The following is a 25524-nucleotide window of genomic DNA, read 5'->3' on the forward strand; positions in this document are numbered from 1 at the left end:
AATCAACAAACAACTCACAAATCTATCGCATAGCCATATTTAATAAAAAAGCTGCCTCAATAAATTTGAGACAGCTTCTTTTTTATTCAACAGTGTCAAAGAACTAGACAACTGTATTGGAGATATTCTTCTTTTCAAGTATTGGAACAATTTCCAGTAGATCATCAATCACATAATCGGGATTTGCGGATTTGAGTTGAGCCACATTATGTGCACCGGTTGTGATACCGATACTTAAACCACAGCCTGCTTGCTGCCCCTCTTGTATATCGATAATAGAATCTCCAATCTTTAAGACAACACCTGGATCAGCAATTTCAAATTTTTGCATCGCTAATTCAATCATATCTGGATAAGGTCTGTTTCGAGGCACATCAGACGCTGTAATTAATGCATCTACATCCTTTCCTACTTTCCAGTTAAGCTTTTCTAAAAGCGACTCCGCAGTTTTTCGGTCATATCCCGTATTCAACACACGTAAGATATCACGGTCTTTCAATATGGCAAAAAGCTCCTCAGCATTCGTATTTGGATAAATTTCTTCCACTTCATAAGCATGCTCCAGCTCCCCTAAAAACAACGTAAACATGCGTTGTGCCAATTCATCATCAACAAGATTCAGGCTATTTTTAAGTACTGTTTTGATCGCTTGTAACTTTTCCTTACCTGCGCCATGCGCCAATACTTCCGTTAATGTAAGTTCATAGCCTCCTACCGTATTTATTGCATTTCTAAGCGTCTTATACACAATATTATTTTCGTTCACTGTCGTACCTGCCATGTCAAATACGATCATCTTAATTGCTTCTTTCATTTGATTAAACCTAAAAGTTTAGCAAAAATAAAAAATTGTTAAATAAAACTAAACAAACCCATATTAATTTAATGCTATATTTTAGTTAAGAAACTTGATTTAACGAATCGCAAAATAATAAGTCCAAGCGATAAGCAAGATTTGAAACGGAATACGAAACCACAAATAGTTTGGACCAGGTCCATCGAAAGTAGCCGTCTCATAATTAATATGCTTCAAGTTTGCCCGGATATTTGTGGGTAATACCAGTAGAAAGAAGACAATTAAAAGGATTCCCGTTATGCGGCTCATCTGCGGGACAAATAGCCCAATAGCAGCAAGGGCTTCCAACAGTCCGGTTGCATAGATCATTTCCTTTTTAAATGGAATAAATTCGGGTAGCATCAAGGTCATTCCCTCCGTATATAATAAATGCCCCAATGATGTAAACAGCAACATAACGGCTAGTGCTATTTTGCCCGAAAAAAAATAATCCACCGTGCCTTTCAACAACAGGGTACTTAAATTGGAGACAACAAAGACAACGATCAATACAAAAAATGGTTTCATCTTTTTTATAACAAAAATAGGTACCCTTCTTTTTGTTATCAATGAACATTTGTTAATAAATTCCTTTTCTGATCCGGCTCAATGATTGCGGCCTAATACCAATATAAGAAGCCAGATATTTTAAGGGAATATTGCGAATCAACTCGGGTTGCTCACGCAACAAATTGATATACCTGGTTTTTGCCGAATCTTCGAGTAGCGTCAGTTCCCGTTTCATTTTTTTTAGAAAAATGTCCTCAACCGCTTTCCGACCAATTAGGTTCCCAACCGTTGTTGTTTGATATACCGCATGGAGATCCTCAAACGATATCCGCCATAAAATACAATCTGTTATTGCCTCGAGATGATACGATGAAGGCTGCTGTGTCAAGAAGGAATCGTACCCACTTACAAAAGAGTTTTCAAAAGCGAATCCAAAAGTAAAATCATAGTCCAGTTTTGGGATATTGAAACGTACAATTCCTTTTTCAATAAAAGATAAATACTGTTCAGTTTTTCCGATTTCCAAAATCAGTGATTTTTTTGGAAACTCCATCTTAACAAGCTTAGCGGAAAATACTTCCCAGTCCGTATCATTCATGACAACGAGCGATTCGAAATATTCTCTGATCTTGTCCATGATTCTTATTTTTTAGGAGCAAGATAAAAACTTCTGTCCAAATATAGCGTAATGATTATTTACTATTTAATCGATTATTTATTTCAACAAACATACGGTCTATTTTACCAAAAAATATTAACTTAAATACTATAAACTTTAATCATGCTTATTCTTAACGAAAACGGTCCAGAACGTTGGCCTGCCTTTAGAAAATTAGGTTTTCGATTTTCTTTTATTTTCATTTTGTCGTTTATTCTTGTTTTCAACAACGGCACTTATCCATTATATGGCTATATCAGCTCTCCCCTCAACCATTTTATGCAAAAGTTGACTCCCTGGTTTGCAGAAAATATATTGGGCTATTCTTACGACCACAGCATCTTCATCAACGGAAGTGGGGATACCTCCTATGCCTGGATATCCTTATTGATCTTATTCCTACTAGCATTAGTCGGGGCAGCTTTATGGTCCATATTAGATCGAAAAAGAGCGAACTATAGGATCCTTTTTTACTGGTTAACCACAGCAATACGTTATTATGTTGCTTTTATGCTCATCAACTATGGTCTCATCAAAGTCTTCTATATGCAAATGCAGCCGCCGAGGTTAACACAACTCCTGCAGCCATTGGGCGAGTATTCCCCCATGGGCCTCGCATGGACTTATATCGGTTATTCTCAAGGCTACAATATACTCATCGGTTCAATTGAAATATTATCGGGCCTATTGCTTTTCAGAAAAATGATGGTTTTGGGTGCACTTATTACGGTTGCGACAAGTATCAATATTATGGCTGTTAATTATTTTTATGATGTTCCTGTCAAAATGGTCTCCACAGCACTCCTGCTATTTTCCATATTTCTACTGCTTCCCTACTTAAAAGCATTGTGCGAAATTTTTATTTCAGGAAAACCTGTACAGTTACTTCCTATTCAACAACTCCTATTCAATAAAAGCTGGAAAAGAAAAAGTTTGTTTATCATCAAATTGGCCGTGTTACTTCTCTTTATAGTGCAACAGGGCATGGGCATATTAAGTACAAAAAAAATGATCGCTGAGTACCTAACGACGTCACCACTATATGGAATCTACCGTATTGATCAAGCGGGAACACCACGCAAAACAATCTCCGAAAATTGGCGACTTATTGTTTTCGAAATTGATAACAATAAGGTCTTAATACGCAACACAGACTATAGCCCGCAAAGAGAGAGCGTTGTAATTGATGCTGCGGGGAAGAAAATCACCTTAAACAATTATCAATTTGATTATCAAATCAACCAAGATGGAAATATTCTTCTGACAAAAGCCTTCGATGACCATACAGCGCAAATTAAACTGATTAAACAAGACGTGCAAACTTTCGAATTAAAGCAGCGCAAGTTCCATTGGGTACAGGAATATCCCTATAATCGTTAGATAAGAATCGCAAAATTGAATAAACAAATCGTGCATTTAACGCCTCTCAGACCAAAATAACTATGTTTAATACTGCAAACATAACAACATGCGACGAACAGGTAGAGCATTTCGGTTTTTTATATCGAATGCGGAATATCAGAGTACACACCTGCCATATGCTCAAAAGCAAAGAGGTGCTGACCCTTATCTTAATACACTCGGGAGGAGGTATCCGTCAGATTGATCAGGGGCAACATAATATAATGGGTTATCAAATTCATTTAATGTTCCCTGGTCAGTCAAGTTCTTTCTATTTTTTCAAAGAAACCGCTGTTTATCATTTTAGAATTCCCTGGCAAAATTTTGAAAAATTATGTCATACGCTTTCAATCAACATAAAACTTCTTAAAGATTATCCGATACTTCAGATCGCAGCATATGAATTTGAGAGGCTTCGCTATGAATTCGATAAGATCCGTGAGGAACTCTCTCGTTATCAGCCACTATTATCACTCATTTTATCACGTTTGGGAACTAGCTTACTAGAGATTAACCGCTCCTTAACCAAACACATCGATAATTTAGCACCATATACTTATCCAGCCATCCTGAATCGCTTTCTTGAATTAATAGAACTTCATTATAAAAAAGAACACCATGTCGCTTATTACGCAAATTTATTGAATATAACTGCAACAACTCTTTGGATACAAACACAGCAATACATGGAGACTACCCCCCTCAAACTGATTCATAATCGTTTGTTAAAGGAAGCTATACACCTGCTGAGTTTGGGGGCCAATCCAATCAAGACTACGCTAATTGAATTGGGTTTTGAGGACTCCGCTACGTTCTCTCATTTCTTCAAAAAACAGACAAATATGTCACCTTCAGCATATCAAAAGAAACATTTACCACATAAAAAAACATAAAAATGGCTCCTACGTGATATACATAGAGCCGTTATTTACTAAGAAAACAACACTATAACTATCTTTTTTTCAACGTGATATTATCCAATAATGCCTTTTCCGTTCCTATATTGATAAATCCGATCCGAACTATTTTTTTATTCGGATTGATCTCCTTGCCAGTAACAAAATCAACGGCCTGTTTTCCACCTCTCTTTCCTGAATCAGCTATTAAAGTCTTTAAAGTCGATAACTTTCCTGTTACGACAGCAACATCATCCACTTCCGCCTGAACTTTACCTCCTTTACTCCAATAGCCAAGCTTGAAGTCTTGTTGAGGATTCAAATAAACATATTGCTCTATTTTTTGACCCGGCGCAAGTACGACCGCTTTACTGCCTTTTTCTCCACGCCCTTCTTCGATGACCGCTGCTCCTTCCCAAGGTGCAAGGCCAGCCTTGCCCTCAAAATCCGGATTCGGCAGTTCATTACCATCCTTTAAAGGCCAATTATAAGCCCGAATATAATCGACCTCCATATTGACTCCGCCTTCAGAACCATAGGCTCCAAGAAATACATTCAAAAAGTGGTTGGGTGAATAAATCTGATTTTTATTCTTATACTCCTTGATCAGGTCTCCATTGATATAATGTTTAATACTGGTAGGTGTCCATAATACCCCATGTGTTACCCATTGTCCCACATGTTCATACCCCTCCGCAATATGTGTAGCAAGATTACGTTGAAATACCCCTTTTTGATCGACATGTCCATGTATCACAAATTGAGCTGTAATATACTCTAAAACGTCTATTTCAAAAAGCTGTCCCTTGGGACGAATGCCTTTAATTCCGTCCACTTCAGATCCTTCTTGAAGATAATAACGAATATCTGGTCCTGGTGAATCAAACCAAAAAGCTGTATTTGTTCCCTTTGGATTACCCTGGCGGTTGCGTCTCACCTTAACTTCAAAGTACCCACCTTTGCTGTTGTCCAATAGATTTTCATTGGACTTCCAATCGTAGGTTTGGATGGATGAAATCTTTTGGTTGCCACCCTCCGTAAAAATCCGCTTGGGAATGGTATCATTGACATACAGATTGATCGCTGATCCATTTAAAGTATAAGCGGGTTGTGGCAAACGATCATGCAACATTTCATCCTTGGATTTTTCATTCAGATAGTTCAGGGACGAGAAATAGTTGGTCGTCCATTTATTCCGATTAAGTAACTGATCGTTAAATTCATCCTGCCAATAGACTTCCATACCAATAGGAACAGCTCTTGAGCTTGGATTCTTTTGCTCCTCATCGAGTTCAGTATCATCCAGCTGCCACTTCTTGCTCGTATACACTTTTCCATTCGCCAAGGATTTTCCTGTAGCAGATTCTATCCAGATATAATAGGTCGTTTCAGGCTCCACCTGCTGAATATAATAACGTTTGGCACCTTCTGCTAATATCGCATTGGCTGTTTGCGGTTTCTTATTCGTTTTTGCCCAAAAGACTTTCGCTCCGGACATGCTCGGTTGATTATCCTTCGTGTCTACACGGATCCAACTCCGGGTACCCAATAGCTGTAATGGCACAGTTGACCTTGTCGTTTGGGCTGATAACCCTAGCACTGACATTACCTGAATACCCGCAAGAAATAGATATTTTTTCACAATTTTCTTATTTTATAAACGAACAAACTATAGTCAATCTGCTTACGAACAGACTATAACCTTACGATAATAACGAGAATTATCAGCATTGACAACTCTGATCAAAACGCAACCGTTTGTTCAATTTAGCGATTCCAACAAATTGTGGGTCAATAACGGTTTATCCATCCTTACGGCAGATAAAACAGTTAAATTATGTATATTGCTTTAAGCGGTTTGGTTTGACAATTCCGTCAGATACATCGATTAATTTTTAATACAACATGAATACACTAGATAATTTTAATCAGCCTGCAGATCTTGCGCAACATTGGGTTGATGCCTGGAACCAACACGATCTAGATACAATTATGCGACACTATAGTGAAGACATTGACTTTCGCTCCCCCATTATTCAGAAAATGGGTGTGAATACGGCGGGAAATATAAAGAACAAAGAAGAATTAAAAGCTTATTTTAAAAGCGCACTGGAAAAATATCCAGAACTTCATTTTGAGCTTTACCACATACTTACGGGCGTAAACTCCATGGTACTTTTCTATAAAAGCGTCAACGATTCGCTTTCCGCGGAATATATGGAATTAGACGTACATGGAAAAATATGCAAAGTTTCAGCGCACTATAAGGGACTATAGTGAAAAATCTCCACAGGACGATGACTTGTGGAGATTTTTAGGTTAATTTAAGGTGATACTGATTGCCTGCTGGCTCAAAATTGGTTTCTGAATTATCAATCCATCATTTTGTCATTGAAAAAAAGCCGCTTGGAAAATCCAAAACGGCTTGATATATAGCGTAAAAAAGTTTCAACATAGACTATTCATGCAACACCAAAATCGCTTTAACCGATCGGTTCAGAACTTCATTCACCGTACTACTTGCAAATAAACGATAAATCATATTATGGTTGCGTTTGACCAAACATAGAATATCGGTCTGATTGTTTTCCACAAAATCAACGATCGCATACGATGGGCGTGTATCATCCTCATCCACATAGTTAAAGTTGATAGTTACGTTAGGAAGCAACTGACGCATTTTTTTCTCCCCATTACGCACCAGCTTTTCGTCCAAATCCCTTTCTGAAACATGTAGAATTTCCAACTTCTTGGGGTCCGAAAGTTTTAAAATACGATTGAGCGCTTTGACATCACGCACAGACAATTTTGTGGTTTTGTAATCCGTTGCCAATGTAATGACCGGAATAGCGGACAGATTACTTTCAGGAGGTACAATCAAGGTCGGAATACGCAATTTTGTCACAGCCATACTTGCATTACTACCGACAATTTCCTTAATGCCCGTCGCCCCAGTGATTCCCATTACCAAAAAAGAAACATCGGTATATTCAACATACTTTGTGACTACATTACGCAGATAACCTACTTCGACAACAGATCTCACTTTAAGGCCATTGTATTTATTTTCCTGAACCACCTGATCAGTCCATTCTTGCAAAGCAGCTCGTTTTCTAGCGTAATAATCTTCTATAAAGATCGCGTTATAAGTACTGTTGTTGATCCCTTCTGTCGGGTGTATGGCGTGTACAACAGCAATTTCCATATGCAAACGAGAAGCCAAAGACAAGGCATAACGCAAAGCATGACTTGCATTGATTGAAAAATCAGAGGCAACGAGAATTTGTTTCATTTTTTAAGTTTTAATATTAAACTGCCAATAGCCATGTGTACAAAGTCAATGGATGACAAAAACATTCAGATAACAATCAACTAAATAAAAAGATGGAAGAATACAAATAGTAATAAAGCCAAGCCAATCGACACAGGTAAAGTAAGTACCCAAGCAAGACCGATACTTTTGAGTGTTCCTTTATTTAAATTGCTCTTTCCTCCAGAAGCTACCATTGAACCAGCAATACCACTTGAGAGCACATGCGTTGTGCTAACGGGCAAACCCAATACGGTACTGATACCAATTGTCGAAGCTGCGACAATCTCGCTTGAGGCCCCCTGAGCATAACTCAAATGTTCATTTCCTATTTTTTCACCAATTGTTATTACAATACGTTTCCAACCGATCATTGTTCCCAAACCTAGTGCTACCGAAATCGTTAAGATCACCCAAATCGGTGCAAAGTCCGTAAGATGTTTCAATTCACCCAACTTACGATTGAGCTCCAGTCGATTTTCAGCATTGATATTGATCCGTTTATTGCTCTCCAATGTAGCAATCGATTTGACCAAACCTTCAACCTCTTTTCTGAATTTGAACGTCCCAGCTTTATCCGTTACACTTTTATCCATCAAATGCAACTTGACTTGCTCAATCTCTTCATGGACATGTGCAAACATCGTTCCCTGAACAACATTACTTGAAGCAATTGTCTGCAACACGATTTCCGTTTGATCGAGCGTTTTAATGACAGCCGCATCTGGTACGGAATGGTTTATTGCAAAACGGGCAGGAAGAAATGCAATTAAGATCAGCATAAACAGCCCTACTCCTTTTTGTCCATCATTACTTCCGTGAAAAAAACTGACCAATGTACAGGTCAGTATAAGAATACCCCGTACTAAAAATGGGGGTCTGTCATCTTCCCCTTGTGGAATGTGAAAAAGTGCTTTATAACGGACGACATGCTTCAAAAAGAGCATCAATATCACCGCTAGACCAAAGCCAATCAAAGGTGACAGAATCAAAGAAAGACCAATTTCCTCAGCCTTATGCCAATTGACACCGCTGCCACCGTAATACCAGGTGAAGCCTATACCAGCCCCGATAAGGGCACCGATCAAGGTATGTGAACTCGAACAAGGAATACCAAAATACCAAGTCCCCAAATTCCAGATAATAGCAGCCAATAATACAGAAAGGACCAGACAAGCGCCTACGGAAACCGGGAGTGCCATTAAGGTATCCAGAGGCACCAATTTAAGGATTCCCATAGCCACGGCTATTCCGCCTGCAAAAACACCTAGAAAATTCCAAAAACCAGACCAAGGAATGGCTACAATTGGTTTAAGTGCTTTGGTATAAATGACCGTTGCAACAGCATTCGCGGTATCATGAAAGCCATTGACAAATTCAAAGGCCACAACGGCAAATAAACAAAGGGCAAAAACAATAAGGAGTCCAGTACTAAGATCGGTTTCCCCTAAGAGAGGAATCATGTTGCAGAAAATGTGCATAGTATTCTTTCATAAGATTTATGGTTGTCCTTGCTTAGTTATTCTTACTTGCTGAGTTTTCCTTAAGGAAAACTACCGCAGGAACAATCGCTTCATTCAAATCAAAAGTAATTTTCAGATGTTAACTTTTGATAAAGGATATATTACCTTATAAAACAAGAAAGAAAAACTTAAAACACTGTTAACGAATCTTATTCCGTCGCTATTTTATTTCTTACAAATTTCTTAATTTTCAGGGAGCTAATACGGACTTTATAGGGACCTCATTCGGACTTCATTCGGATGAAAGCGAATAAAGACCAAATAAGTTCCGTAGAAATAACGATTATAAAACGGAATAAAATCAAATTTGACCACTAGTTTTTACCCAAATAAATATAGACAAATCAAAACCCCGTAAAAGACCAGCTGTGAAGTAAGAGTCGTATTAGACCAACCGTAAAGTAAAAGCCGTGTTAAACCTTTTGTAAACCTTTTTCAAGAATGGACATTGCTATCTGCAAAGAACCAAGCAGACGATTCAAGGGAATTTTGATCCGCCATTTACAGCAAAAACAGGACGATTTACCGATTCAAACCTACAGTCCACCGAAAAGCACAAACTTTTTAAATTTAAACTCGTTACTTTAGACAAAAATAAATTTAACACCGAATTAATTATGCCTAAATCCTCCTCATTAAACTGTTCCCTGACGAACTATGCTCCCTTACAGCGGATTACACTTCGTACGCTACCTTTTCTCGTCGCCATGTATTGCCTGCTCTTCGCGCAACATGCAAAAGCCCAATCTTTAGACTGGTCTACAAAAGATATTGTATTTAAAAGTAAGAGTATTAAGTTAACAGGAACCATACTTCAGCCTCGCCGTGCCCATGCGGCCATTGTCCTTATCCATGGTTCTGGACAAGAGAAAAGGATGATGGAGTTTGCCTCATATTTGGCTCAAAACGGTATTGCTGTATTTACTTATGACAAGCGCGGAGTTGGTAAATCTGAGGGAACCTACGCTGGCCCTGAGGTCGGTACAAATAATATCGACTCTGCCAACCTCCACCTGCTGGCCAAAGATGCACAAGCAGCGGTAAAAGCATTCCATCAGCAACTCGGGAAGACGAACATTCCAATGGGACTACTTGGATTCAGCCAAGCAGGATGGATCATTCCCTTAGCTACCAACCAAAATCCTTTGGTCGACTTTTTTGTCTTGTACAGTGGAGCAGTCATCCCTGCCCGTGAGCAGCTTCGCTTCCAGTTCTTTACGAATGGGAAAAAAGATTTTTGGGATAAACATACGGAAGCCGATGCTAGACAACATGTGGCAAATGATCCGGATCGCTATCAATTTACAAATACCGATCCCATGACACCACTTAAAACAATAACAACTCCAGGACTCTGGCTTTTTGGATCCAAAGATATCCAAATACCTGTAGGTTTATCCATTGAACATCTCAATGCACTTAAAGCACAAGGAAAGCCTTTCGAATATTGCCTATTTCCTTTATTAGATCACAATACAAGCCTTTCGGCATCTAGCGAACCTAGCACTATTGCATTGAACTGGATCAAAAGTAGGAGTAAAAAAAAGGCACAAAGAACCTCTTGACAAGGTTTCATGAGCATAAGATCAAGCATTAAAAAAGGCCTAAATAAAAAACTTAGGCCTTTCTTCAATCAATTCAAATGTTTAACTCGCTGGATTAATGCAAATCCGCACGAAGCACTTTATTTTTATTCAATGCTCTATTGGAATAGATGATATACAAGGTGCCGATGATGGTTGGCGTAATCCAAACCAGCGTTGAACCAAGCTGAATCCCGGCAACTAAAAAGGCAGTCACCGACGCAATCAATGCGCCTACCATACGACCCAAATGACTGACCAGCCAGCCATTTTTCTTTTCTTTGAAACTTTTAAACAGCTGAAAATCTCGAATACTCATAAATGCACCAAAACCACCAAAAAAGACATATAAAACAGAATTTGCCACCTGCTGTATTAATCCAATTAAACCAAGACATAACATACCAACCGATGCAAGCAGCATCGTAGCCGAAATAAGTTTGTCTTTCCAATCGGCCTGTTGTTTAATCTTACTGCGTAAAGTCAACGCGCGATTACCCGCCAGAATGAGATAGATGGTAAAGATACCGATCAAAAATAAAAATGTGTTTTCGTGGCCCGGCATTCTCGCAATAACAAGTGAAATTAAAGAACTAATCACCATCGCATAGGAAAATATGATCCCCATTTTCTTATGCGCTACTCCTCCCTTTTTTACAGCCACACTGATCAGGCCGGTAATCAATCCTACCCCACCAAAAAACGCGTGAATGTAGATCAATGTCTTAATTGTTTCTTCCATAGTTCTTCTTTAATTGTTTTTAGCTAATAATGGTATTGAAGCAAAAAGGCTAATTAATGGTTATGCCATGTTTAAAATAGATAGACAGGAAACTGCGCTATGATGCCGTTTGCGACAATAGCCCAAATGTAAAAAATATCCTTTTAATTATCCAAATGTTTAAATAAAAATCATTCTTTTTCCTCACGGACGAGAAAATCATAAGAGTACCAGAATTTAAGGTCCCCATAGGAATTAAGGTTTCCTAGACTATAGCTAATGGGGTAGTCAAAGCTATTCTGTTGCAGTTCAAGTTCATTTTTATAATCAATGACAAGTTTTTTAATAGCGTCCAAACCTGTAGCGCGTCTAATAAAACTAGTTTGACGTCCACCACGCAAATAAACCAGCACATCGGAACGATTTAACACCGTTTCGTCGGTTTTTGTCAGAAATTGATTGTACAGCAATTTTTCCAATACGTTTTTAAGATCACCACGTGGAAAATCACTTTCTCCCATCATAATCGAGTGGGTACCATAGTTGACTGACGAAACATAGTAGGGATTATATCCTGATTTTTTTAACTTCCCTAGTGCATCCTTACTAAAAGCCTGTTCATAGTCTTTCAGATCTGCATGGAGACTAAATGTAATATGTTCTCGACGCAATAACAGGCTATTAGCTCTTTTTATCGTGGTAGAATCATGGTGACGGACCAATTTGAGTACACTATCTACGTCAGGGCTATTATTAAGATGGTAGCGTATCGCTCTATAATCGAAAAATGCCCCTACAGACGACTGCCTCAAAACAGCCGGTTCCCCCTTGCTTTTCTTAGCGAAAGCTCGCACAGCATCAAATCCAGGAATGATACGGATTGGAGCTAAAGTTGGCTGTGTAGAAGAAATTGTGCTCTTGAAAGGTTTATAATTGCGAAGGGAAGTTAGTTTTAGTTGCGGCGTAGTATCTTTTAATCCCCAAACTGTCCCCAAATAGAAGTTTTTATCTGTAGTGCCATCCACGTAGATCTGGCTAACCGAAAACCCGACGGAACGCCCTACAAATTGATACCTTTTAGCCATTGTTCCATCACCGATCTCCCTAGCGTCAAAATCACTATCTTCTTTGTCACAACTGGACAAAAAACAAATGCTTAATAACAACAGGAAAAGATATTTCATAATTTAAAAAATTAATCGTCAGCTCTGGTGCAGCACTTCGATCTCATCTACCCGTCGGACAATGGCCTTTAGATTCTTCTCAAAGATAGACAAAATTCCTAATCCAATATACATAAAAATAAGAATAACAACACGATACAAAGCTAAAGGAACATAATTAACGATCCATTCCGAAGAAACCAACCCGATGATCAAAACCATAATCGGTATTGTTAAACCAAGATAATTGCGATAAACGCAGTATTTGTTCCCTCGAGGCCGATGCCGCAATAGGTATACTGGAATATAAAAAACTAGTGTACCAATCATCCCTAATTTTAATCCCGTCCAAAAAGCATCTGCATCGAGCGGCACAAAATAATAGAACAATGTGAAGTACACGATATAAATTGCACTATGCCAATGCTTGACGAACTGTAAAAAATCAGCAGGAAATTTATTGATCTGTTTTCTTTGCAGATTCAATTCATAACTAGCTGCAATGCTTCCAAACCCTGCCTCTCCAAAACTGGCATAAGCGAGATCAATGGCTCGATTGAAATACATGCCGGCATCTGAAGACATCAGTTCCTCTACCTTACAGGCGAAGTGATCCAAAATTTCAAGTTGAACATCAACATAATGATATCCTTTAGAACGGATAAAATCCATCAGAATACCTAACTCCGCTTTGGTCAATTTCTTTTCTGTCATGATACAATTGGTTTCGTGTTCAAAATAACCTGCAACTTCTCCACAAAGGTCAACGCATCTTTCATTTTACTTATCTGCGCTTTTTTTCCCTTCACTGTCAGGGAGTAATACTTTCTTGCTCTTCCATCGACAACTTCTATTGCTGTATCCAGAAGCCCTTCCGCTTCTAGCTTATGTAATGCAGGATAGAGCGCTCCCTCAGTGAGGATAAACTCCCCATCTGTTAAGAGTTTTACCTGCTGGGTCATTTCATAGCCATACATTCTTTCCGTTCCAGACAATAGCTTCAGAATAATCGTTTGTAAAGTGCCTTTTAATAACTTCGTATCTTTCATTCGTTCATCTTAAAAAAGTAATTAAATATACCTAATTTTCTTATATATACAAAAACATAAAAAAACTATGATACAGCAGGTTGCATTTTAACTTCAATCATCAGATTTGGTCTTTGCACGGCCTTTTGACTGCACTGCTTCTACCCTGCTTTTGCCTTGCTTTTGGAATTCACCTAGCAAATCCCTATGAATCGCCCAGTCTTAACCTAGTTCACTAGGTAAACACAAGGTTTCAGCTAAGTGTTTACTAGGGACAAGAGCGAACAAAGGTAATGACAGGAGCGAATAAAGGCATAAGCAGGTCGGGAGCGAAAAAGCCGCTAGAGCTGGGAACTCCAAACGGCTTTGCATTAACAATTATATATAGAATGATATGATTATCCTGCTTTTAATAGATCAACAATAAGACGATCTCTATTTTCATTCAATGAGGGGTAAAACTGATTTAGATCGACCAATATAATTGGCATCCCCCTATTTTCGGGCTTATACAAGACATTATCCACCAAGTCCCGACAGAAAACCAACGATTCATTATCCGTAAACACTTCTCTTGACCTTTTGAGGAAACTATCAAAAAAACGTCTGGGATTATTGATGATTTTAAGATGCTCTTGGTTTGGAAAAACTGTACTGGAGAGATCTAGCCCTCGAGAAAATATAACGTCCTTTAATTCTGCATGACCAAAATTTACCAAGGGAGTCTTTAATGGTTTGGCTTTTTTGAGAATAAAAAGATTGGTGGAATATAAATCTTCTGTAAAAGGAATTCCATAAAACCATGAAGAACTGATCTTTCCCTTAAATACCACATGAATCAAATTCGTCCCGTCGAAAGTTGTTTTGTCAAATGTAAAGGAAGGACGATTTTTCAATTTTTAGATTTCCAATGATGGCTTTCGAAAAATCATTCGCTTCGAATGTACTTTCCATCCAAAGCCCAGATTCCTGAAAAACAACAGACTGAAAGTTACAGTCTACAAAGGTACAGCGAATGAACTTACAATCACGAAACATGGAGTTCATGAAGCTTTTCCCTTTTATCTTGCAATCGATAAAAGAACAGTTTTTTAAGACTTTGTGATTGAATTCAAAACTTTCAATCTCACTTTGCTGGAATATTTTATTAGTCAGTGCCATGCTAAAAATGATTAATAGGCTAAAATTTCATAGTAGTTGCATTTCAAATGGATATTTAACGGCCAAAATCTCCATTTATACAATGATGACAACGGGAAAGACAAAACGTCCTAAAGGAATTTTGACTTTTTTTATTTTTTTTATCCCAGCCTAAAACAGCCAAGACATATAACATGTCGTTGCAAACTAATTATAGGAATATGTCAGCCATTCTTCAACTGACCAATAGGCACAAAAAAGCCGCAAGGACGGGAGTCCTTTACGGCTTACTACCTATGAAAAACATTTACCTTACGTGTAAGGCACTATCTACTATGACAATTAAAATTAAAATGTCGCACATAAATCTGCAGCACAATAAATTAACAAATTAAGATTGGCTCATTTTTTACTCTACAAAAGCGTCAGAATTTGTTTCGGCATTTCTTGTATCCAAATATAAAGTGCTCGGTCAGCGATTCAAGCCACCGTTTACAATTCGCCAAAAATGATTTACGATTCGTTTATTGTATTATTTTAATCGGCTGGTTAATTAGCCCTTTACTGCTATAAGAAAAAAAAGTATATCGGTGGACGCAATTAAAACTGTTTATGAAATTGATAAAAAATATCTTGGTAGTGCTTGTACCGCTTACCTTATTCAGCGGCATAACCTTTTCCCAAAGCAAAGAGGAGCTTAAAAAAAAATATGAAAACAGCAGTATAGATGAAGAGCTCAAGAAGAAGATGGCTACGGAATATGTCTTTCCCGATAGCCTCATCTTATCCCCTTTACACTATACCAATTCCTATTAAGCCTAAAGAAACCTATTTCAGCTGGGGCGATTATGAACATTCCTGGGTCACTATGTATGTCGAAGATTTAAGCACAAAAAAAGTGGTCAATGTAGGCTCACTGGCCTTCCCGGGTAAAAAGATTCAGATGAAAGGGCATATCACATCGTTCTTAGAGCAATACAAGTATTTCATCGATTTTGCACAAAGGCCGAGGGATCTTGAAGGATTAAATGTCATCCGATACGACAAATTACCTAAAGTAACCATTGTTCAAAAAAATCTACGCATTAATGGTAAATTGGTCAAGTTTGAAAAAGTGCCGACTTACCATAACCGTACACACAACCCCGAACAAAGTAAAGTTGCCGGTGAAATTCCTATTCTATCCAAGGATATTTATAACCCTACGACCGGTGAACTGACACTCGAAACGGGCGTGTCTGTAAAATGCCCCCCCAAGAAAGAGGACGGCAAATAGCCGGCAATGAATTATGATAAAATGCGATCATCGTCTACGACGACAACTTTGATGCCCGCAGTTTCAACAGCGATTAGGATTACTATTTTTAGGTGGAGGATTTTAATGAAAATGGTCGTTCGAAACAGAGCAAAAAATTGCTCCATATTGAATAACGTATAGAATGCCCTATCCCATCGGGTAAAAAAAGAGTCTTCTCATCACAATGATGAGAAGACTCTTTACTTAATCACAAACCAAGTTTGACTTTTTGCTGGTATATTGACCTCAAAGATCCCTTCCGAGGCTGCATTTAATGGCATTGTCCTACTGTTCTGATCTTGCTCAACCACTTGCACATTTCCTTTCAGTCCGGTATAGTATAAGTTGACCTTAATTTTTCGTGTTATCGCTTCGTCCAATGGATTATAGATCATTAGTAATCCCTTTTCTTTTCCCGCTGGATTTACGTGAAAAATAGCATCATAATCCATCCCGTCAGGACGTCTCACATGGATGATATCACTGTCCAAAACTTCACGGTGTTTCTTGTAAAAATTCACCCATTTGGTTACTACATTTTTCGTCTCTGGGGAGTCATAAAGCTGTGGTCCACGATAACAAGCCTGTACACCTGCGCCAAATAGATTGGCCAAGCGTTGTTCATAATGAGGCAGGTGATCCTTCAAAGGCTCTATCGTTGCCTCTTTGCCGCCACCTTGATATTCTACCAATGGAACAAACATCCACCCCATCGATGGTGCCTTCGCCCAGGTACCATCGAAGATATTCTGTCTTTCCACAATTTCCTGTTGTGCCCTCGGTAATGACCAATTCGCTTCGCGGTAGCCCATTCCTACTTTGTTGCCGCCGTTCAAGAAATACATATCCGGAATATTCAGGTAGATTCCCTTTTCACGGCACCATTTGTAAAAATCAGTAATCCGTTTAAACTGATTCCATTGCGAGTCTTTTTCATTATGATGCCCGGGGTGATCGGTGGAATAGCACCAATCTCCAGGATAAGAGCCATCGTGCTCAAATACACCCAGTCCCGAACTTTCGTACAGGTTATACAGCTTTTTGAAGTAAGCCTGGCCCCATTCACTCTCAATACAGGGTGAACTTCCAAAGCGAGGATGCATGCCTTCAGGTAGCACAACGTCATTTTTAGCATCAATATGCCGACTGGCCAGGAGCGAATAGCCTCCAAGTTCAATTCCTTTGCTATGCGCATAGTCAGCAAGCTCTTTCATACGCTTGAGATTTTCGGGAGAATCATCTTCGGCATTGAATCCAGACCAAAAGGTCATAATCACCATTTCAAAACCAACCTCCGCTGCTTGATCAATTGCCTTTTTTACCGACTCGTTGTCCGAACTCCGTACATGCATCAATATTGGATTTTCAGTTGCCCATGGCGCCATGGAGCGCAGCATTTTTCGATATCCAAGGCTCTTACGTTCGCGTTCCCAGCTATCGTTCAACAGCTCCCAAACCCGATAGCTTGCAAATTCTCCACCGGCAGCAACCTGTTGTTCGGGTCCCATTTTAGGTGCAACTTCCAACAGACAGGGTGTCTCCCGGTCGTAGTGGACCTGTGTGGTATATAGCGGGTCTTTTTTCCACTCCAGACTCGAGGAATAAACGACTTCCTCGCTCATACCGCCAAATGTATAATCTGTTTCCACGGTGATATTAGGGTATAACCAACGGCTTCTATGATCTACCGAACTTTCGGGCTCAAATACAGCCAATTGCTCACTCTTAAAGCTATTAACCACAATTTCCCGGTCCGACTGATTCTTCACAGTAATCCACTTACTAAAGATCGGCATGTCATCATAAAGATCATAATGAACCTGTACCGTAACGTTTTTCATATAAGCAAGTTTACTGGACAGATCGCCTGCAAATTGGGATGAAAAATCACCGTATGCCCAAAAACCTTCTATTTTGGAGCGACCTTCCTTTGTAGAAGCCTTTCCATCTTTGTTCTCGCCGTTTGGATCCATTTTTCCGACACGAACCAACTGTATCTTGTCACCTGACTTTAGCGAAAGATGACCGACAGTATGCCATTGTTGTCCATCCAAAGAGGCTTGTGCCAATAATTCTTTATCCGCTATTTCATATCTAAACCATAGCTGATCTGCTTTACCAACTTCGAAGGTTCCGTTATCGCGTTTGCCATCAAAAAAGACTACTTTGCCTTCGCTTGCTCGCCAATAAAGTCTGGGGCTACTATTCGTTAGTGTTAGCCCAAAACCCAATCCCCAATCGTTGGATTGATCAGTACCTTTATTCATCTTGGCGACGAGTACCTTTGCGTCTTGAGGAACCGCTCTTTCAGCAAATACTGCCGCATTCTCCAGTGCCATAATCTCGCCCACTTTTTCTTCATTGACAAAGGAATTACGTGCATGTGATTTTGACACTATCAACTTCCAGTCGGACGCTAAACGCTGAAATTTATCTTCCAACAGCAATGATCTGTTTTGGTCACTTTTGCTCTTTGCGGCAAGAGCATCGATCGCCTGTTGATCCAATGTATAGTTAAATGTCAGCTCTTTGCCCGGCACTGGCCAAGGCATCTCTTTAGGCATCCAGTTTGGCCTCTTTTTCCAGCCAAAACGGGGTTTTGTATCTTCAATTTTATAATCATGGAACTTAAAAGCCATGGGATTAGCCTTTAAACTCGGTATCCATTCTTTTAGTAAGTAATTATGTACTTTTTATCCTTCCAATCCACCGACATCAAAGGTAAACCCATCGATTGTTACACTGGCTTCAGATCGGATCGACCTTAGAAATGCTGTATTTCCAGTCAATTCGTCCAAACCAATACTGGCTACATTTGGAAAAGTCGTAAATGTACGGCTGACCAAGCCATTGGAAAATACCAAATGACCTTCTTTCGTCTTGAAGAGCCCTGCTTTCGCATGGGGAGTTCCTATTAGCCAGTCTCCAGACAGGCTGTTGCTTTCTTTGTTAAATAGCGGCAGCTGCTGACTATAGCTCTGCTTTGCCTGGCCCAACACGCCTAGTAGACACAGGATATAGAGTTGTTTTTTAAAGTAATTCATCTTTTTAGTTTGCCAATACATTTACTGACGCGACTTTCAGATACTTGCTTAAAACTTTGATTTTATTTGCTTTCAACAGTATTACCGAGCCCCATTGTTTATTTGGTTCGTTCCCCATTACTTCGTCAAGTCTACTGGATCCAAAGATATCTGCAATTTTACCACCTAAAAAAATGCTTAAACAATTGATTCGATTTGACCAAAAGTTTACCATAGACTATAAAACTGAAACAAGATAATCAATATAACAATAATCTCATTCTTTTTGTATTCCCAAATCAAATTCCCTTAAAATCTCAAATACCCGTTCTTTGCGCAATAACCACATGCCTAACTTTTCTTCGGCAACACCATCCAAAAGTCGGTATGTAAAGATAATACCCTTCTGTTCATCCAACTGAACCCCCAAATATTTCAGTGCAATACCATCTTTATACAGTATGGGGCAAATTTCCGTAATATGTGAGGACAATAAGAATACACTGTTCTTGTATCCTTTCAAACAGTTGACTAACTCCAGGGTTGCTTCACTGGCATCACTATGGTTTGTCCCCTTGAATAGCTCATCCATGAGAATAAACATTTGTTTACCGGATGCCAATAATTCCGCCAAATGTTTAACCCGTAATACTTCGTTAAAAAAGTGACTTGCACCTGCATTTATATTATCACCTAAATTTATGGTCGCCGATATTCCGTCAAAAAGTACTGTTTTCATCGCATCTGCTGAAACCGGAAAACCAAGATGTGCCAGATAAACGCAGCTTCCAATTGTCTTCAACAAGGTAGATTTGCCCGTCATATTTGCTCCGGTCAGATACCAAAGGTTGTTTTCTTTTTTTATTTCTACATCATTTTTAATGGCATCTTCAATAAATAAATTATAAGCTCCACGTATGGTGATCATATCCTCTCCCCCTGTCTTTTCCTCAATTTGAGGAAAAACAAGATTCTTTCCTTTGATACTTTTTGCTACACTGAACAAAGCATCCAAATGATACAAAACATCGAAAATCTCACGTATTGCATTTCGTTTTATATTTCTAAAAAGATAATCGTATTTGATCATCAGCTCCTTAGAAAATTTGTTATTCAGCAACTGCTTAAACTCATCCCGATCGATATCTTCCAAAACACAATCTACGTGCTTACGATATTCTTTGAGAATAGCTAAACTATGACCTTCTGATTTTGCAGATGCTAAAAAAATAGCAAGACCATCTGTAATCTTAGCGATCTCGTGAATAGATCGCTTAATAAGTATCTCGCGTTTTTTAAAATCCAAAGACAAAAAATTCGTTGACACCATTTCGAGATAATAAGTAGCCCTGGAAGATGAATAGGGTTCTTGCGGCAGAGACAAATATTGCTCCAGATCCTGCATCATATACTTATCCAATAGATCCGAAATCTCAACTTTTTGCATAAAAAGAATTAGATGCTGTCTGCTTTCTATTTCCAATTTAGAGGAAAGAGGTTTAAGAAAATAACTATACAACATATCCCGCCCACCTAGCGTAACTGTACAATCGAAAAAATCGACCATATCCTTATACCTACTGTTGGTAACATTTAAATCCGCTAAGGTTTGCTTGTCAACGATCGACATAATTTATTTATTGTGGCTCTTTCCTTAAACTTACTCAAAGTCATTATAATTAGCAACACTGTAGCAGAATCGTTATACAGCGAAATAAGTTTTCATAATCATGAGATTACTAGCGATTATTCTAGAATATTAAAACGGAAATATTTAACTAATGAGCCAATCAGGCAAGACATAGGTTCTTAAGCATTTAAATTTATAGGACATATCCAAGGAATAACGCAAGGGTAAAAAACAAAAAAACACCCGAAAGCATGGGGTACTCCGGGTGTTTTAGCCATATTATTAACCTATTTTATGAAAAGTGCCCTTGAATGGGCAACACTAAAATAGAAAATAACTTTGTATAAACAAAATAAAATTTAAAAAAATCATTTTTTATAAATCACTAAACCGGTTAAACATGGAAATTTAGCAGCGCGGCTAAAGGATTTCAAGTTGCGTTTTTGTCTAGGAACAAGTTAAAATCAAATTAATATTATCTTAATATATTACAGGGGGTAACAAGGGGTTNNAACCCCTTGTTACCCCCTGTAAAAGTAGTGTTATTCCCTTCTTAATTTTGAATCTGAGGAGAACTTGATGCAGCCCTTCGCTATCATTGTGAGATTTTGTTTAATTTTAAATCGATCAAGTAACTGTTAGCTATGACCGAGCGTGAAATTCTGAGACAACATATCGACAAAACCGTCCAGTTAAACGACGAACAATTCGACTACTTCTTTTCTTTTTTTAAACCGATCTCCTTTAAAAAGAAACAAATGATTATCCGTCAAGGAGACCTTGTGGAACAAGAGTATTTTGTGCTAAATGGCTGTTTAAAGACCTATTTCACCAACGATGAACAAAAGATGCATATCTTACAGTTCGCCACAAAAACCTGGTGGGCTTCCGATTATAATGCATTGCATAACCAAGGCCCAGCTACGGTCAATTTAGATTGTGTCAGCGATGCAGACACTCTTTGCTTATCGAACGAAGACCGTGAAAAAGTATGTAAGGAAATTCACGAAGTTGAAACCTTTTTTAGATGGCGTTCCAATAAAGGATATATTGGGCTGCAAAAAAGAATAATGTCACTGCTGAACAACGATGCTCGAAGCCGCTACGAGGAACTCATGCAGCAATATCCTGAACTCTATAATCTCATTCCCAAACATTTGATTGCAGCATATCTGGGTGTTTCCCGCGAAACACTGAGCAGGCTATACCAAGCCAAATAATGTGATCTATATCACAAAAGCAAAACCATTCGCTAAATTGTGATGTATATCACATAGGGCTCTGGCAACTTATCCCCTACTTTGTACTATCGTTTTAAACATATAATTTTTTAACAGACTTGGTTATTTAATATGAAAAAAGACAAATTAAAAGTATTGGTTGTATTGACATCACATGACCAATTGGGAGATACGGGAGAAAAAACAGGTTTTTGGATTGAGGAATTTGCAGCACCTTACTATGTTTTACAAGATGCAGGAGTGGACGTCACAATCGCATCGCCTAAAGGTGGTCAGCCACCGATAGACCCTAAAAGTGCACTCCCGGATTTTCAAACCGAAGCAACCAAACGTTTTGATGCCGATAAGGAGCTTCAAACAAAATTGGCAAATAGCATTCCTTTGGATCATATCAATGAGCAGGATTATGATGCTGTTTTCTATCCTGGGGGCCATGGCCCTTTGTGGGATTTAACCAATGATAAGACATCCATTGCATTGATCGAATCATTTTGGGCCCACAACAAACCTGTCGCTGCCGTATGCCATGCCCCAGCTGTATTTCGCTATGTCAAGGATAGTAATGGTCAGCCACTGATCAAAGGCAAAAAAGTTACCGGATTTTCAAATAGCGAGGAAGAAGCGGTTCAACTAACGGATGTTGTTCCCTTTTTAGTGGAAGATGAACTCGTAAAATTGGGTGGTCAGTACAGCAAAGGGGAAGATTGGCATAGTTATGTAGTCAAAGATGGTCATCTCATTACCGGGCAAAACCCTGGGTCTTCGGAAGAAACTGCTAAAGCTTTGTTTGCTCTATTGAGCAAGATATAATAAACAATTAGCTAAAATCAACAAGGTTATTTCCTNNAGGAAATAACCTTGTTGATTTTTATATAGGTAGCAGCAAAGTACAAACTGGCTTTGGCCGATTTATATTTTTTGTGAGCAATATATAAAACCGTAATTTTTCCAATAGTGGAATGGACATCCTATAAGATTTTGGCATAAAAAAAGCACCGGAGTTTTCCGGTGCTTTTTTAGTTCAGAAGTTCAATAAAGACAAGTGAGTTAATTATTTTATGCTATAGGTTACGTTTGCCATTGTCAACCAAGACGAGGTAAATCGTATATTAATTGTATCGCCCGATTTGCCCAAAGCCTGAACATACACGATCATTTTTCCATGATAAACGCGCTGTTTATTATCGGTATAGTCGCCCATATCTGCATTGTTCCCCGCTTCCATACCCAGTAATCGCGCATGTCCAGCAATATCACAGGTGATTTCATCTTCCGAAAGGACCACAGGAAGTCCCTTGTTATCCACCACTTGCAAGGCAACCTGCAAAATGCCACCGCTCTCAATCGCTTTCCCTCCTATCACCGTCGCCTGAATCGCCGCCGGACGTTCACTGGATTCGATAGTGTGCCGAACTACTTCTTTTTTATTCGTGTCCAGACCAACAACCTCTAGTTTACCAGCTGCATAGGGAATATCCCAAAAGATGATACCTGTCTTCTCATCGTAATTTTTCTCTTCGCCAACAACCTTACCATTAAGCTCCAATCGCGCCTGAGGGCTATTGGTGTAACAGACCACCCTGATTTGCTGCCCCTCCTGATAGTTCCAAATTGGCCAGGCATCCATGGAGGGCGCTTCATTTTTCCGTTGCCCCTGTTCGGATTCCAATGCAGACCAGACATCGGTAGTCGTTGCTCCGCCCTTCAATGGATAGGTTCCCAAATAAGCCATTGGTTTATCGGACCACAGCGATTGGCGGTAATAACCCCTCGGTTTAATAAAACCTGCGAAATCCAGCAGTCCCGAATAAAATCCACGTGAAGGCCAACGCCCCGACTCTCCGAGATAGTCAATACCCGTCCACAAGAACTGGCCAAATATATGCTTGTTGTCGCGTACGGCAAGCCATGCCGGAAGATCGTGCCGATTCTCACTTCCGAAAATCACGCGTGCTGGATAGCGCTGATGATCCAGTTGATAACGACTTTCGGTATAATTGTACCCTGCAATGTCGAGTGCCCCCGGATAGGCCGTTTCGTTGGACATAGCCACACCTGCAAGCCCTGCTGTAACAGCTCTGCTTTTATCATATTTTTTCACAACCGCAACCAAGCGTTTCGCTATATCACCCAATCGCATCGCATCTGGTGCATCCTTTTTGTATCCGCCATACGAAGCCTGTGTAAAACCACCCTCCTTCTTCTCGCCGTTAAGGACAGGATGTGAATAAGGGTCATTTGGATAATCCACTTCATTCCCTATACTCCAGGCGAAAATCGAGAGGTGATTGCGATCCCGTTTGACCATATCTGCAAGATCTTGCTCGCCCCAGCTTTCAAAAAAGTCATACGATCCCTCAAAACCGGGGGTCCCGACATTCCAGCCCTGCAGCCATTTCCGTTTTGGAAATTCCCATTCATCAAATGCCTCATCCATAACCAACAGCCCCAACTCGTCACATAAGGTGTAAAGCGAGGATGCTTGCGGATTATGACTGGTTCGAATGGCATTGACACCCAAAGATTTTAATGTCTGCAGCCGTCGACGCCATACCTCGGTATACATTTCAGCACCTAGCACACCGGCATCGTGATGTAGGCACACGCCTTTGACTTTCATCCATTCGCCGTTTAAAGCAAAGCCCTTGTTTGGATCAAATGTAAAAGTTCGGAAGCCCGTTTTGATTGCCGACTGATCAATTTGCTTTCCATTTTGCAATACGCTTGTCCGCAAGGTGTATTGATTGGGTTGATCCAAGCTCCACAATTTAGGGTTTGCAACCGTCAATTGCTGCTGTATCGTCGCTTTAGCGGCAGCATTAACCTTCACTTTCTCCGATTTATTAGCGACAACCTTCCCTGCGGCATCAATCAACTCCTGCACAACGGTAACCGCACTGCCGTTGGACGTACTATTGACAACGGTCACTTCGGTATTTAACATTCCTTTCCCTTGCTTTAGCTCGGGATAGGCATATACTCCCCATTGATCAATATGCAAGGGATTGGCCTTTACAAGCCAAACGTCACGATAAATGCCCGATCCCGTGTACCATCTTGAATCGGCACTTTTACTGTGGTCGACCTTAACAGCGATGGTATTTTCTTTTCCAAACTCAATATATGACGTGATATCATAAGAAAAGGATATATAGCCGTTGGGGCGTTTTCCAACAGATTTGCCATTGACAAACACCTCGCTTCGGTTGTATACCCCCTCAAAATAGATAAATATTTTTTTGCCCTGATCTGCCATAGGTATCAGGAGCTGTTTTTGATACCAGCCAATACCGCCGGGTAAATAGCCTGTCGCGCTGGCTAAACTTGGACTGAGGGGGTATTTTACGCCCCAATCATGGGGCAAACGGACCTGCTGCCAGGCTCCACGCTTCGTTTCTGCGCTGGCCTGCCACTGGATATCACCCAAATGGAAACGCCAGTCTGAATTGATCGCTTCGGCCTCACCAAATCCAGCCTGTGCGTATAGGCCACTGATGCCCATACCAATAGAAACAGCTAAGACGGATAGTTTTTTTATGAGATTATTCATTTTACTTTTTTGCAT

23 protein-coding genes are annotated in these 25524 nt (G+C 39.5%); 7 read left to right on the forward strand and 16 right to left on the reverse strand.

All coding sequences use genetic code 11. The features are described from left to right. Positions 1 to 103 precede the first annotated feature (103 nt). The 3 genes from B2O97_RS00005 to B2O97_RS00015 all read right to left on the reverse strand — a co-directional run bounded on the left by B2O97_RS00005 (position 104) and on the right by B2O97_RS00015 (position 1982). Positions 104 to 814 (reverse strand): HAD family hydrolase, encoded by a 711-nt coding sequence (locus tag B2O97_RS00005; protein WP_070567988.1) that lies wholly within the window; start codon positions 812 to 814, stop codon positions 104 to 106. Between the two features lie 99 nt (positions 815 to 913). Next, positions 914 to 1363, reverse strand: coding sequence for a DoxX family protein (locus B2O97_RS00010; protein ID WP_070567990.1), 450 nt, complete (start codon positions 1361 to 1363; stop codon positions 914 to 916). A 52-nt stretch (positions 1364 to 1415) separates the two neighbouring features. Next, positions 1416 to 1982, reverse strand: coding sequence for a Crp/Fnr family transcriptional regulator (locus tag B2O97_RS00015; RefSeq protein WP_070567992.1), 567 nt, complete (start codon positions 1980 to 1982; stop codon positions 1416 to 1418). Between the two features lie 144 nt (positions 1983 to 2126). Here B2O97_RS00015 and B2O97_RS00020 point away from each other — a divergent pair, with 144 nt between their 5' ends. Further along, positions 2127 to 3383, forward strand: a complete 1257-nt coding sequence (locus tag B2O97_RS00020) for a hypothetical protein (protein ID WP_070567995.1) — start codon at positions 2127 to 2129, stop codon at positions 3381 to 3383. A gap of 128 nt (positions 3384 to 3511) precedes the next feature. Next, positions 3512 to 4297: a helix-turn-helix domain-containing protein gene (locus B2O97_RS00025; RefSeq protein WP_286766631.1), complete on the forward strand. Its 786-nt coding sequence runs from the start codon at positions 3512 to 3514 to the stop codon at positions 4295 to 4297. 58 nt (positions 4298 to 4355) lie between these two features. Here B2O97_RS00025 and B2O97_RS00030 read toward each other — a convergent pair whose 3' ends face one another. Continuing rightward, positions 4356 to 5942 (reverse strand): glycoside hydrolase family 16 protein, encoded by a 1587-nt coding sequence (locus B2O97_RS00030; RefSeq protein WP_070567999.1) that lies wholly within the window; start codon positions 5940 to 5942, stop codon positions 4356 to 4358. Between the two features lie 263 nt (positions 5943 to 6205). Between B2O97_RS00030 and B2O97_RS00035 the strand changes: the two genes are divergently transcribed. Beyond that, entirely contained in the window at positions 6206 to 6577 is a 372-nt protein-coding gene (locus B2O97_RS00035) for a nuclear transport factor 2 family protein (RefSeq protein ID WP_070568001.1), read from the forward strand. Positions 6578 to 6758: 181 nt separating this feature from the next. Here B2O97_RS00035 and B2O97_RS00040 read toward each other — a convergent pair whose 3' ends face one another. Both B2O97_RS00040 and B2O97_RS00045 read right to left on the reverse strand, forming a co-directional pair. Then, positions 6759 to 7592 (reverse strand): universal stress protein, encoded by an 834-nt coding sequence (locus B2O97_RS00040; protein WP_046675350.1) that lies wholly within the window; start codon positions 7590 to 7592, stop codon positions 6759 to 6761. Between the two features lie 80 nt (positions 7593 to 7672). Continuing rightward, positions 7673 to 9073, reverse strand: coding sequence for an inorganic phosphate transporter (locus B2O97_RS00045; protein WP_070568003.1), 1401 nt, complete (start codon positions 9071 to 9073; stop codon positions 7673 to 7675). A gap of 677 nt (positions 9074 to 9750) precedes the next feature. Between B2O97_RS00045 and B2O97_RS00050 the strand changes: the two genes are divergently transcribed. Then, positions 9751 to 10698: an alpha/beta hydrolase family protein gene (locus B2O97_RS00050; RefSeq protein ID WP_083296047.1), complete on the forward strand. Its 948-nt coding sequence runs from the start codon at positions 9751 to 9753 to the stop codon at positions 10696 to 10698. A 94-nt stretch (positions 10699 to 10792) separates the two neighbouring features. On the opposite strand, the gene B2O97_RS00055 is transcribed toward B2O97_RS00050, so the two are convergent. From B2O97_RS00055 to B2O97_RS25165, 6 genes are all read right to left on the reverse strand, one after another. Continuing rightward, a complete protein-coding gene (locus B2O97_RS00055) occupies positions 10793 to 11458 on the reverse strand; it encodes a hypothetical protein (protein ID WP_070568010.1) in 666 nt (221 codons plus the stop codon). A 170-nt stretch (positions 11459 to 11628) separates the two neighbouring features. Next, the gene (locus B2O97_RS00060; RefSeq protein ID WP_070568012.1) at positions 11629 to 12621 is read right to left on the reverse strand and encodes a hypothetical protein; all 993 of its coding nucleotides are present in this window, start codon (positions 12619 to 12621) and stop codon (positions 11629 to 11631) included. An 18-nt stretch (positions 12622 to 12639) separates the two neighbouring features. Next, entirely contained in the window at positions 12640 to 13314 is a 675-nt protein-coding gene (locus B2O97_RS00065; RefSeq protein ID WP_070568014.1) for a hypothetical protein, read from the reverse strand. Next, positions 13311 to 13649 carry a PadR family transcriptional regulator gene (locus B2O97_RS00070; protein WP_046675346.1) on the reverse strand — a complete coding sequence of 113 codons (339 nt, stop codon included), beginning with the start codon at positions 13647 to 13649 and terminating at the stop codon, positions 13311 to 13313. The genes B2O97_RS00065 and B2O97_RS00070 overlap by 4 nt, the downstream gene beginning before the upstream one ends. Before the next feature lie 377 nt (positions 13650 to 14026). Beyond that, entirely contained in the window at positions 14027 to 14524 is a 498-nt protein-coding gene (locus B2O97_RS00075; RefSeq protein ID WP_070568016.1) for a hypothetical protein, read from the reverse strand. Further along, on the reverse strand, positions 14496 to 14789 hold the full coding sequence (locus B2O97_RS25165) for a pentapeptide repeat-containing protein (RefSeq protein ID WP_070568018.1): 294 nt from the start codon (positions 14787 to 14789) through the stop codon (positions 14496 to 14498). The genes B2O97_RS00075 and B2O97_RS25165 overlap by 29 nt, the downstream gene beginning before the upstream one ends. A gap of 706 nt (positions 14790 to 15495) precedes the next feature. Here B2O97_RS25165 and B2O97_RS00080 point away from each other — a divergent pair. After that, the gene (locus B2O97_RS00080) at positions 15496 to 16044 is read left to right on the forward strand and encodes a hypothetical protein (RefSeq protein WP_159333120.1); all 549 of its coding nucleotides are present in this window, start codon (positions 15496 to 15498) and stop codon (positions 16042 to 16044) included. Between the two features lie 221 nt (positions 16045 to 16265). Here B2O97_RS00080 and B2O97_RS00085 read toward each other — a convergent pair whose 3' ends face one another. The 3 genes from B2O97_RS00085 to B2O97_RS00095 form a co-directional block, all read right to left on the reverse strand. After that, entirely contained in the window at positions 16266 to 18704 is a 2439-nt protein-coding gene (locus B2O97_RS00085; RefSeq protein ID WP_139145041.1) for a hypothetical protein, read from the reverse strand. Positions 18705 to 18758: 54 nt separating this feature from the next. Then, on the reverse strand, positions 18759 to 19109 hold the full coding sequence (locus B2O97_RS00090; protein WP_139145042.1) for a hypothetical protein: 351 nt from the start codon (positions 19107 to 19109) through the stop codon (positions 18759 to 18761). Positions 19110 to 19365: 256 nt separating this feature from the next. Further along, positions 19366 to 20718: a MutS-related protein gene (locus tag B2O97_RS00095; RefSeq protein ID WP_159333122.1), complete on the reverse strand. Its 1353-nt coding sequence runs from the start codon at positions 20716 to 20718 to the stop codon at positions 19366 to 19368. 644 nt (positions 20719 to 21362) lie between these two features. Here B2O97_RS00095 and B2O97_RS00100 point away from each other — a divergent pair. Next, entirely contained in the window at positions 21363 to 21938 is a 576-nt protein-coding gene (locus tag B2O97_RS00100; protein WP_075993518.1) for a Crp/Fnr family transcriptional regulator, read from the forward strand. Positions 21939 to 22070: 132 nt separating this feature from the next. Continuing rightward, entirely contained in the window at positions 22071 to 22769 is a 699-nt protein-coding gene (locus B2O97_RS00105) for a type 1 glutamine amidotransferase domain-containing protein (RefSeq protein WP_286734725.1), read from the forward strand. 241 nt (positions 22770 to 23010) lie between these two features. Here the strand turns inward: B2O97_RS00105 and B2O97_RS00110 are convergent, their stop codons facing one another. Continuing rightward, the gene (locus B2O97_RS00110; protein ID WP_286766632.1) at positions 23011 to 25509 is read right to left on the reverse strand and encodes a sugar-binding domain-containing protein; all 2499 of its coding nucleotides are present in this window, start codon (positions 25507 to 25509) and stop codon (positions 23011 to 23013) included. Between the last annotated feature and the right edge of the window lie 15 nt (positions 25510 to 25524).

Origin of the sequence: Sphingobacterium sp. UBA865, assembly GCF_002295765.1 — a bacterium.
Taxonomy (GTDB): domain Bacteria; phylum Bacteroidota; class Bacteroidia; order Sphingobacteriales; family Sphingobacteriaceae; genus Sphingobacterium; species Sphingobacterium multivorum.

What these genes read in the sequence shown, in the direction of transcription:
- B2O97_RS00005 (WP_070567988.1), bottom strand. Translation starts at nt 814, where the DNA reads ATGAAAGAAGCAATTAAGATGATCGTATTTGACATGGCAGGTACGACA.
- B2O97_RS00010 (WP_070567990.1), bottom strand. Translation starts at nt 1,363, where the DNA reads ATGAAACCATTTTTTGTATTGATCGTTGTCTTTGTTGTCTCCAATTTA.
- B2O97_RS00015 (WP_070567992.1), bottom strand. Translation starts at nt 1,982, where the DNA reads ATGGACAAGATCAGAGAATATTTCGAATCGCTCGTTGTCATGAATGAT.
- B2O97_RS00020 (WP_070567995.1), top strand. Translation starts at nt 2,127, where the DNA reads ATGCTTATTCTTAACGAAAACGGTCCAGAACGTTGGCCTGCCTTTAGA.
- B2O97_RS00025 (WP_286766631.1), top strand. Translation starts at nt 3,512, where the DNA reads ATGCGGAATATCAGAGTACACACCTGCCATATGCTCAAAAGCAAAGAG.
- B2O97_RS00035 (WP_070568001.1), top strand. Translation starts at nt 6,206, where the DNA reads ATGAATACACTAGATAATTTTAATCAGCCTGCAGATCTTGCGCAACAT.
- B2O97_RS00040 (WP_046675350.1), bottom strand. Translation starts at nt 7,592, where the DNA reads ATGAAACAAATTCTCGTTGCCTCTGATTTTTCAATCAATGCAAGTCAT.
- B2O97_RS00045 (WP_070568003.1), bottom strand. Translation starts at nt 9,073, where the DNA reads ATGATTCCTCTCTTAGGGGAAACCGATCTTAGTACTGGACTCCTTATT.
- B2O97_RS00050 (WP_083296047.1), top strand. Translation starts at nt 9,751, where the DNA reads ATGCCTAAATCCTCCTCATTAAACTGTTCCCTGACGAACTATGCTCCC.
- B2O97_RS00055 (WP_070568010.1), bottom strand. Translation starts at nt 11,458, where the DNA reads ATGGAAGAAACAATTAAGACATTGATCTACATTCACGCGTTTTTTGGT.
- B2O97_RS00060 (WP_070568012.1), bottom strand. Translation starts at nt 12,621, where the DNA reads ATGAAATATCTTTTCCTGTTGTTATTAAGCATTTGTTTTTTGTCCAGT.
- B2O97_RS00065 (WP_070568014.1), bottom strand. Translation starts at nt 13,314, where the DNA reads ATGACAGAAAAGAAATTGACCAAAGCGGAGTTAGGTATTCTGATGGAT.
- B2O97_RS00070 (WP_046675346.1), bottom strand. Translation starts at nt 13,649, where the DNA reads ATGAAAGATACGAAGTTATTAAAAGGCACTTTACAAACGATTATTCTG.
- B2O97_RS25165 (WP_070568018.1), bottom strand. Translation starts at nt 14,789, where the DNA reads ATGGCACTGACTAATAAAATATTCCAGCAAAGTGAGATTGAAAGTTTT.
- B2O97_RS00080 (WP_159333120.1), top strand. Translation starts at nt 15,496, where the DNA reads ATGAAGAGCTCAAGAAGAAGATGGCTACGGAATATGTCTTTCCCGATA.
- B2O97_RS00085 (WP_139145041.1), bottom strand. Translation starts at nt 18,704, where the DNA reads ATGGCTTTTAAGTTCCATGATTATAAAATTGAAGATACAAAACCCCGT.
- B2O97_RS00090 (WP_139145042.1), bottom strand. Translation starts at nt 19,109, where the DNA reads ATGAATTACTTTAAAAAACAACTCTATATCCTGTGTCTACTAGGCGTG.
- B2O97_RS00095 (WP_159333122.1), bottom strand. Translation starts at nt 20,718, where the DNA reads ATGTCGATCGTTGACAAGCAAACCTTAGCGGATTTAAATGTTACCAAC.
- B2O97_RS00100 (WP_075993518.1), top strand. Translation starts at nt 21,363, where the DNA reads ATGACCGAGCGTGAAATTCTGAGACAACATATCGACAAAACCGTCCAG.
- B2O97_RS00105 (WP_286734725.1), top strand. Translation starts at nt 22,071, where the DNA reads ATGAAAAAAGACAAATTAAAAGTATTGGTTGTATTGACATCACATGAC.
- B2O97_RS00110 (WP_286766632.1), bottom strand. Translation starts at nt 25,509, where the DNA reads ATGAATAATCTCATAAAAAAACTATCCGTCTTAGCTGTTTCTATTGGT.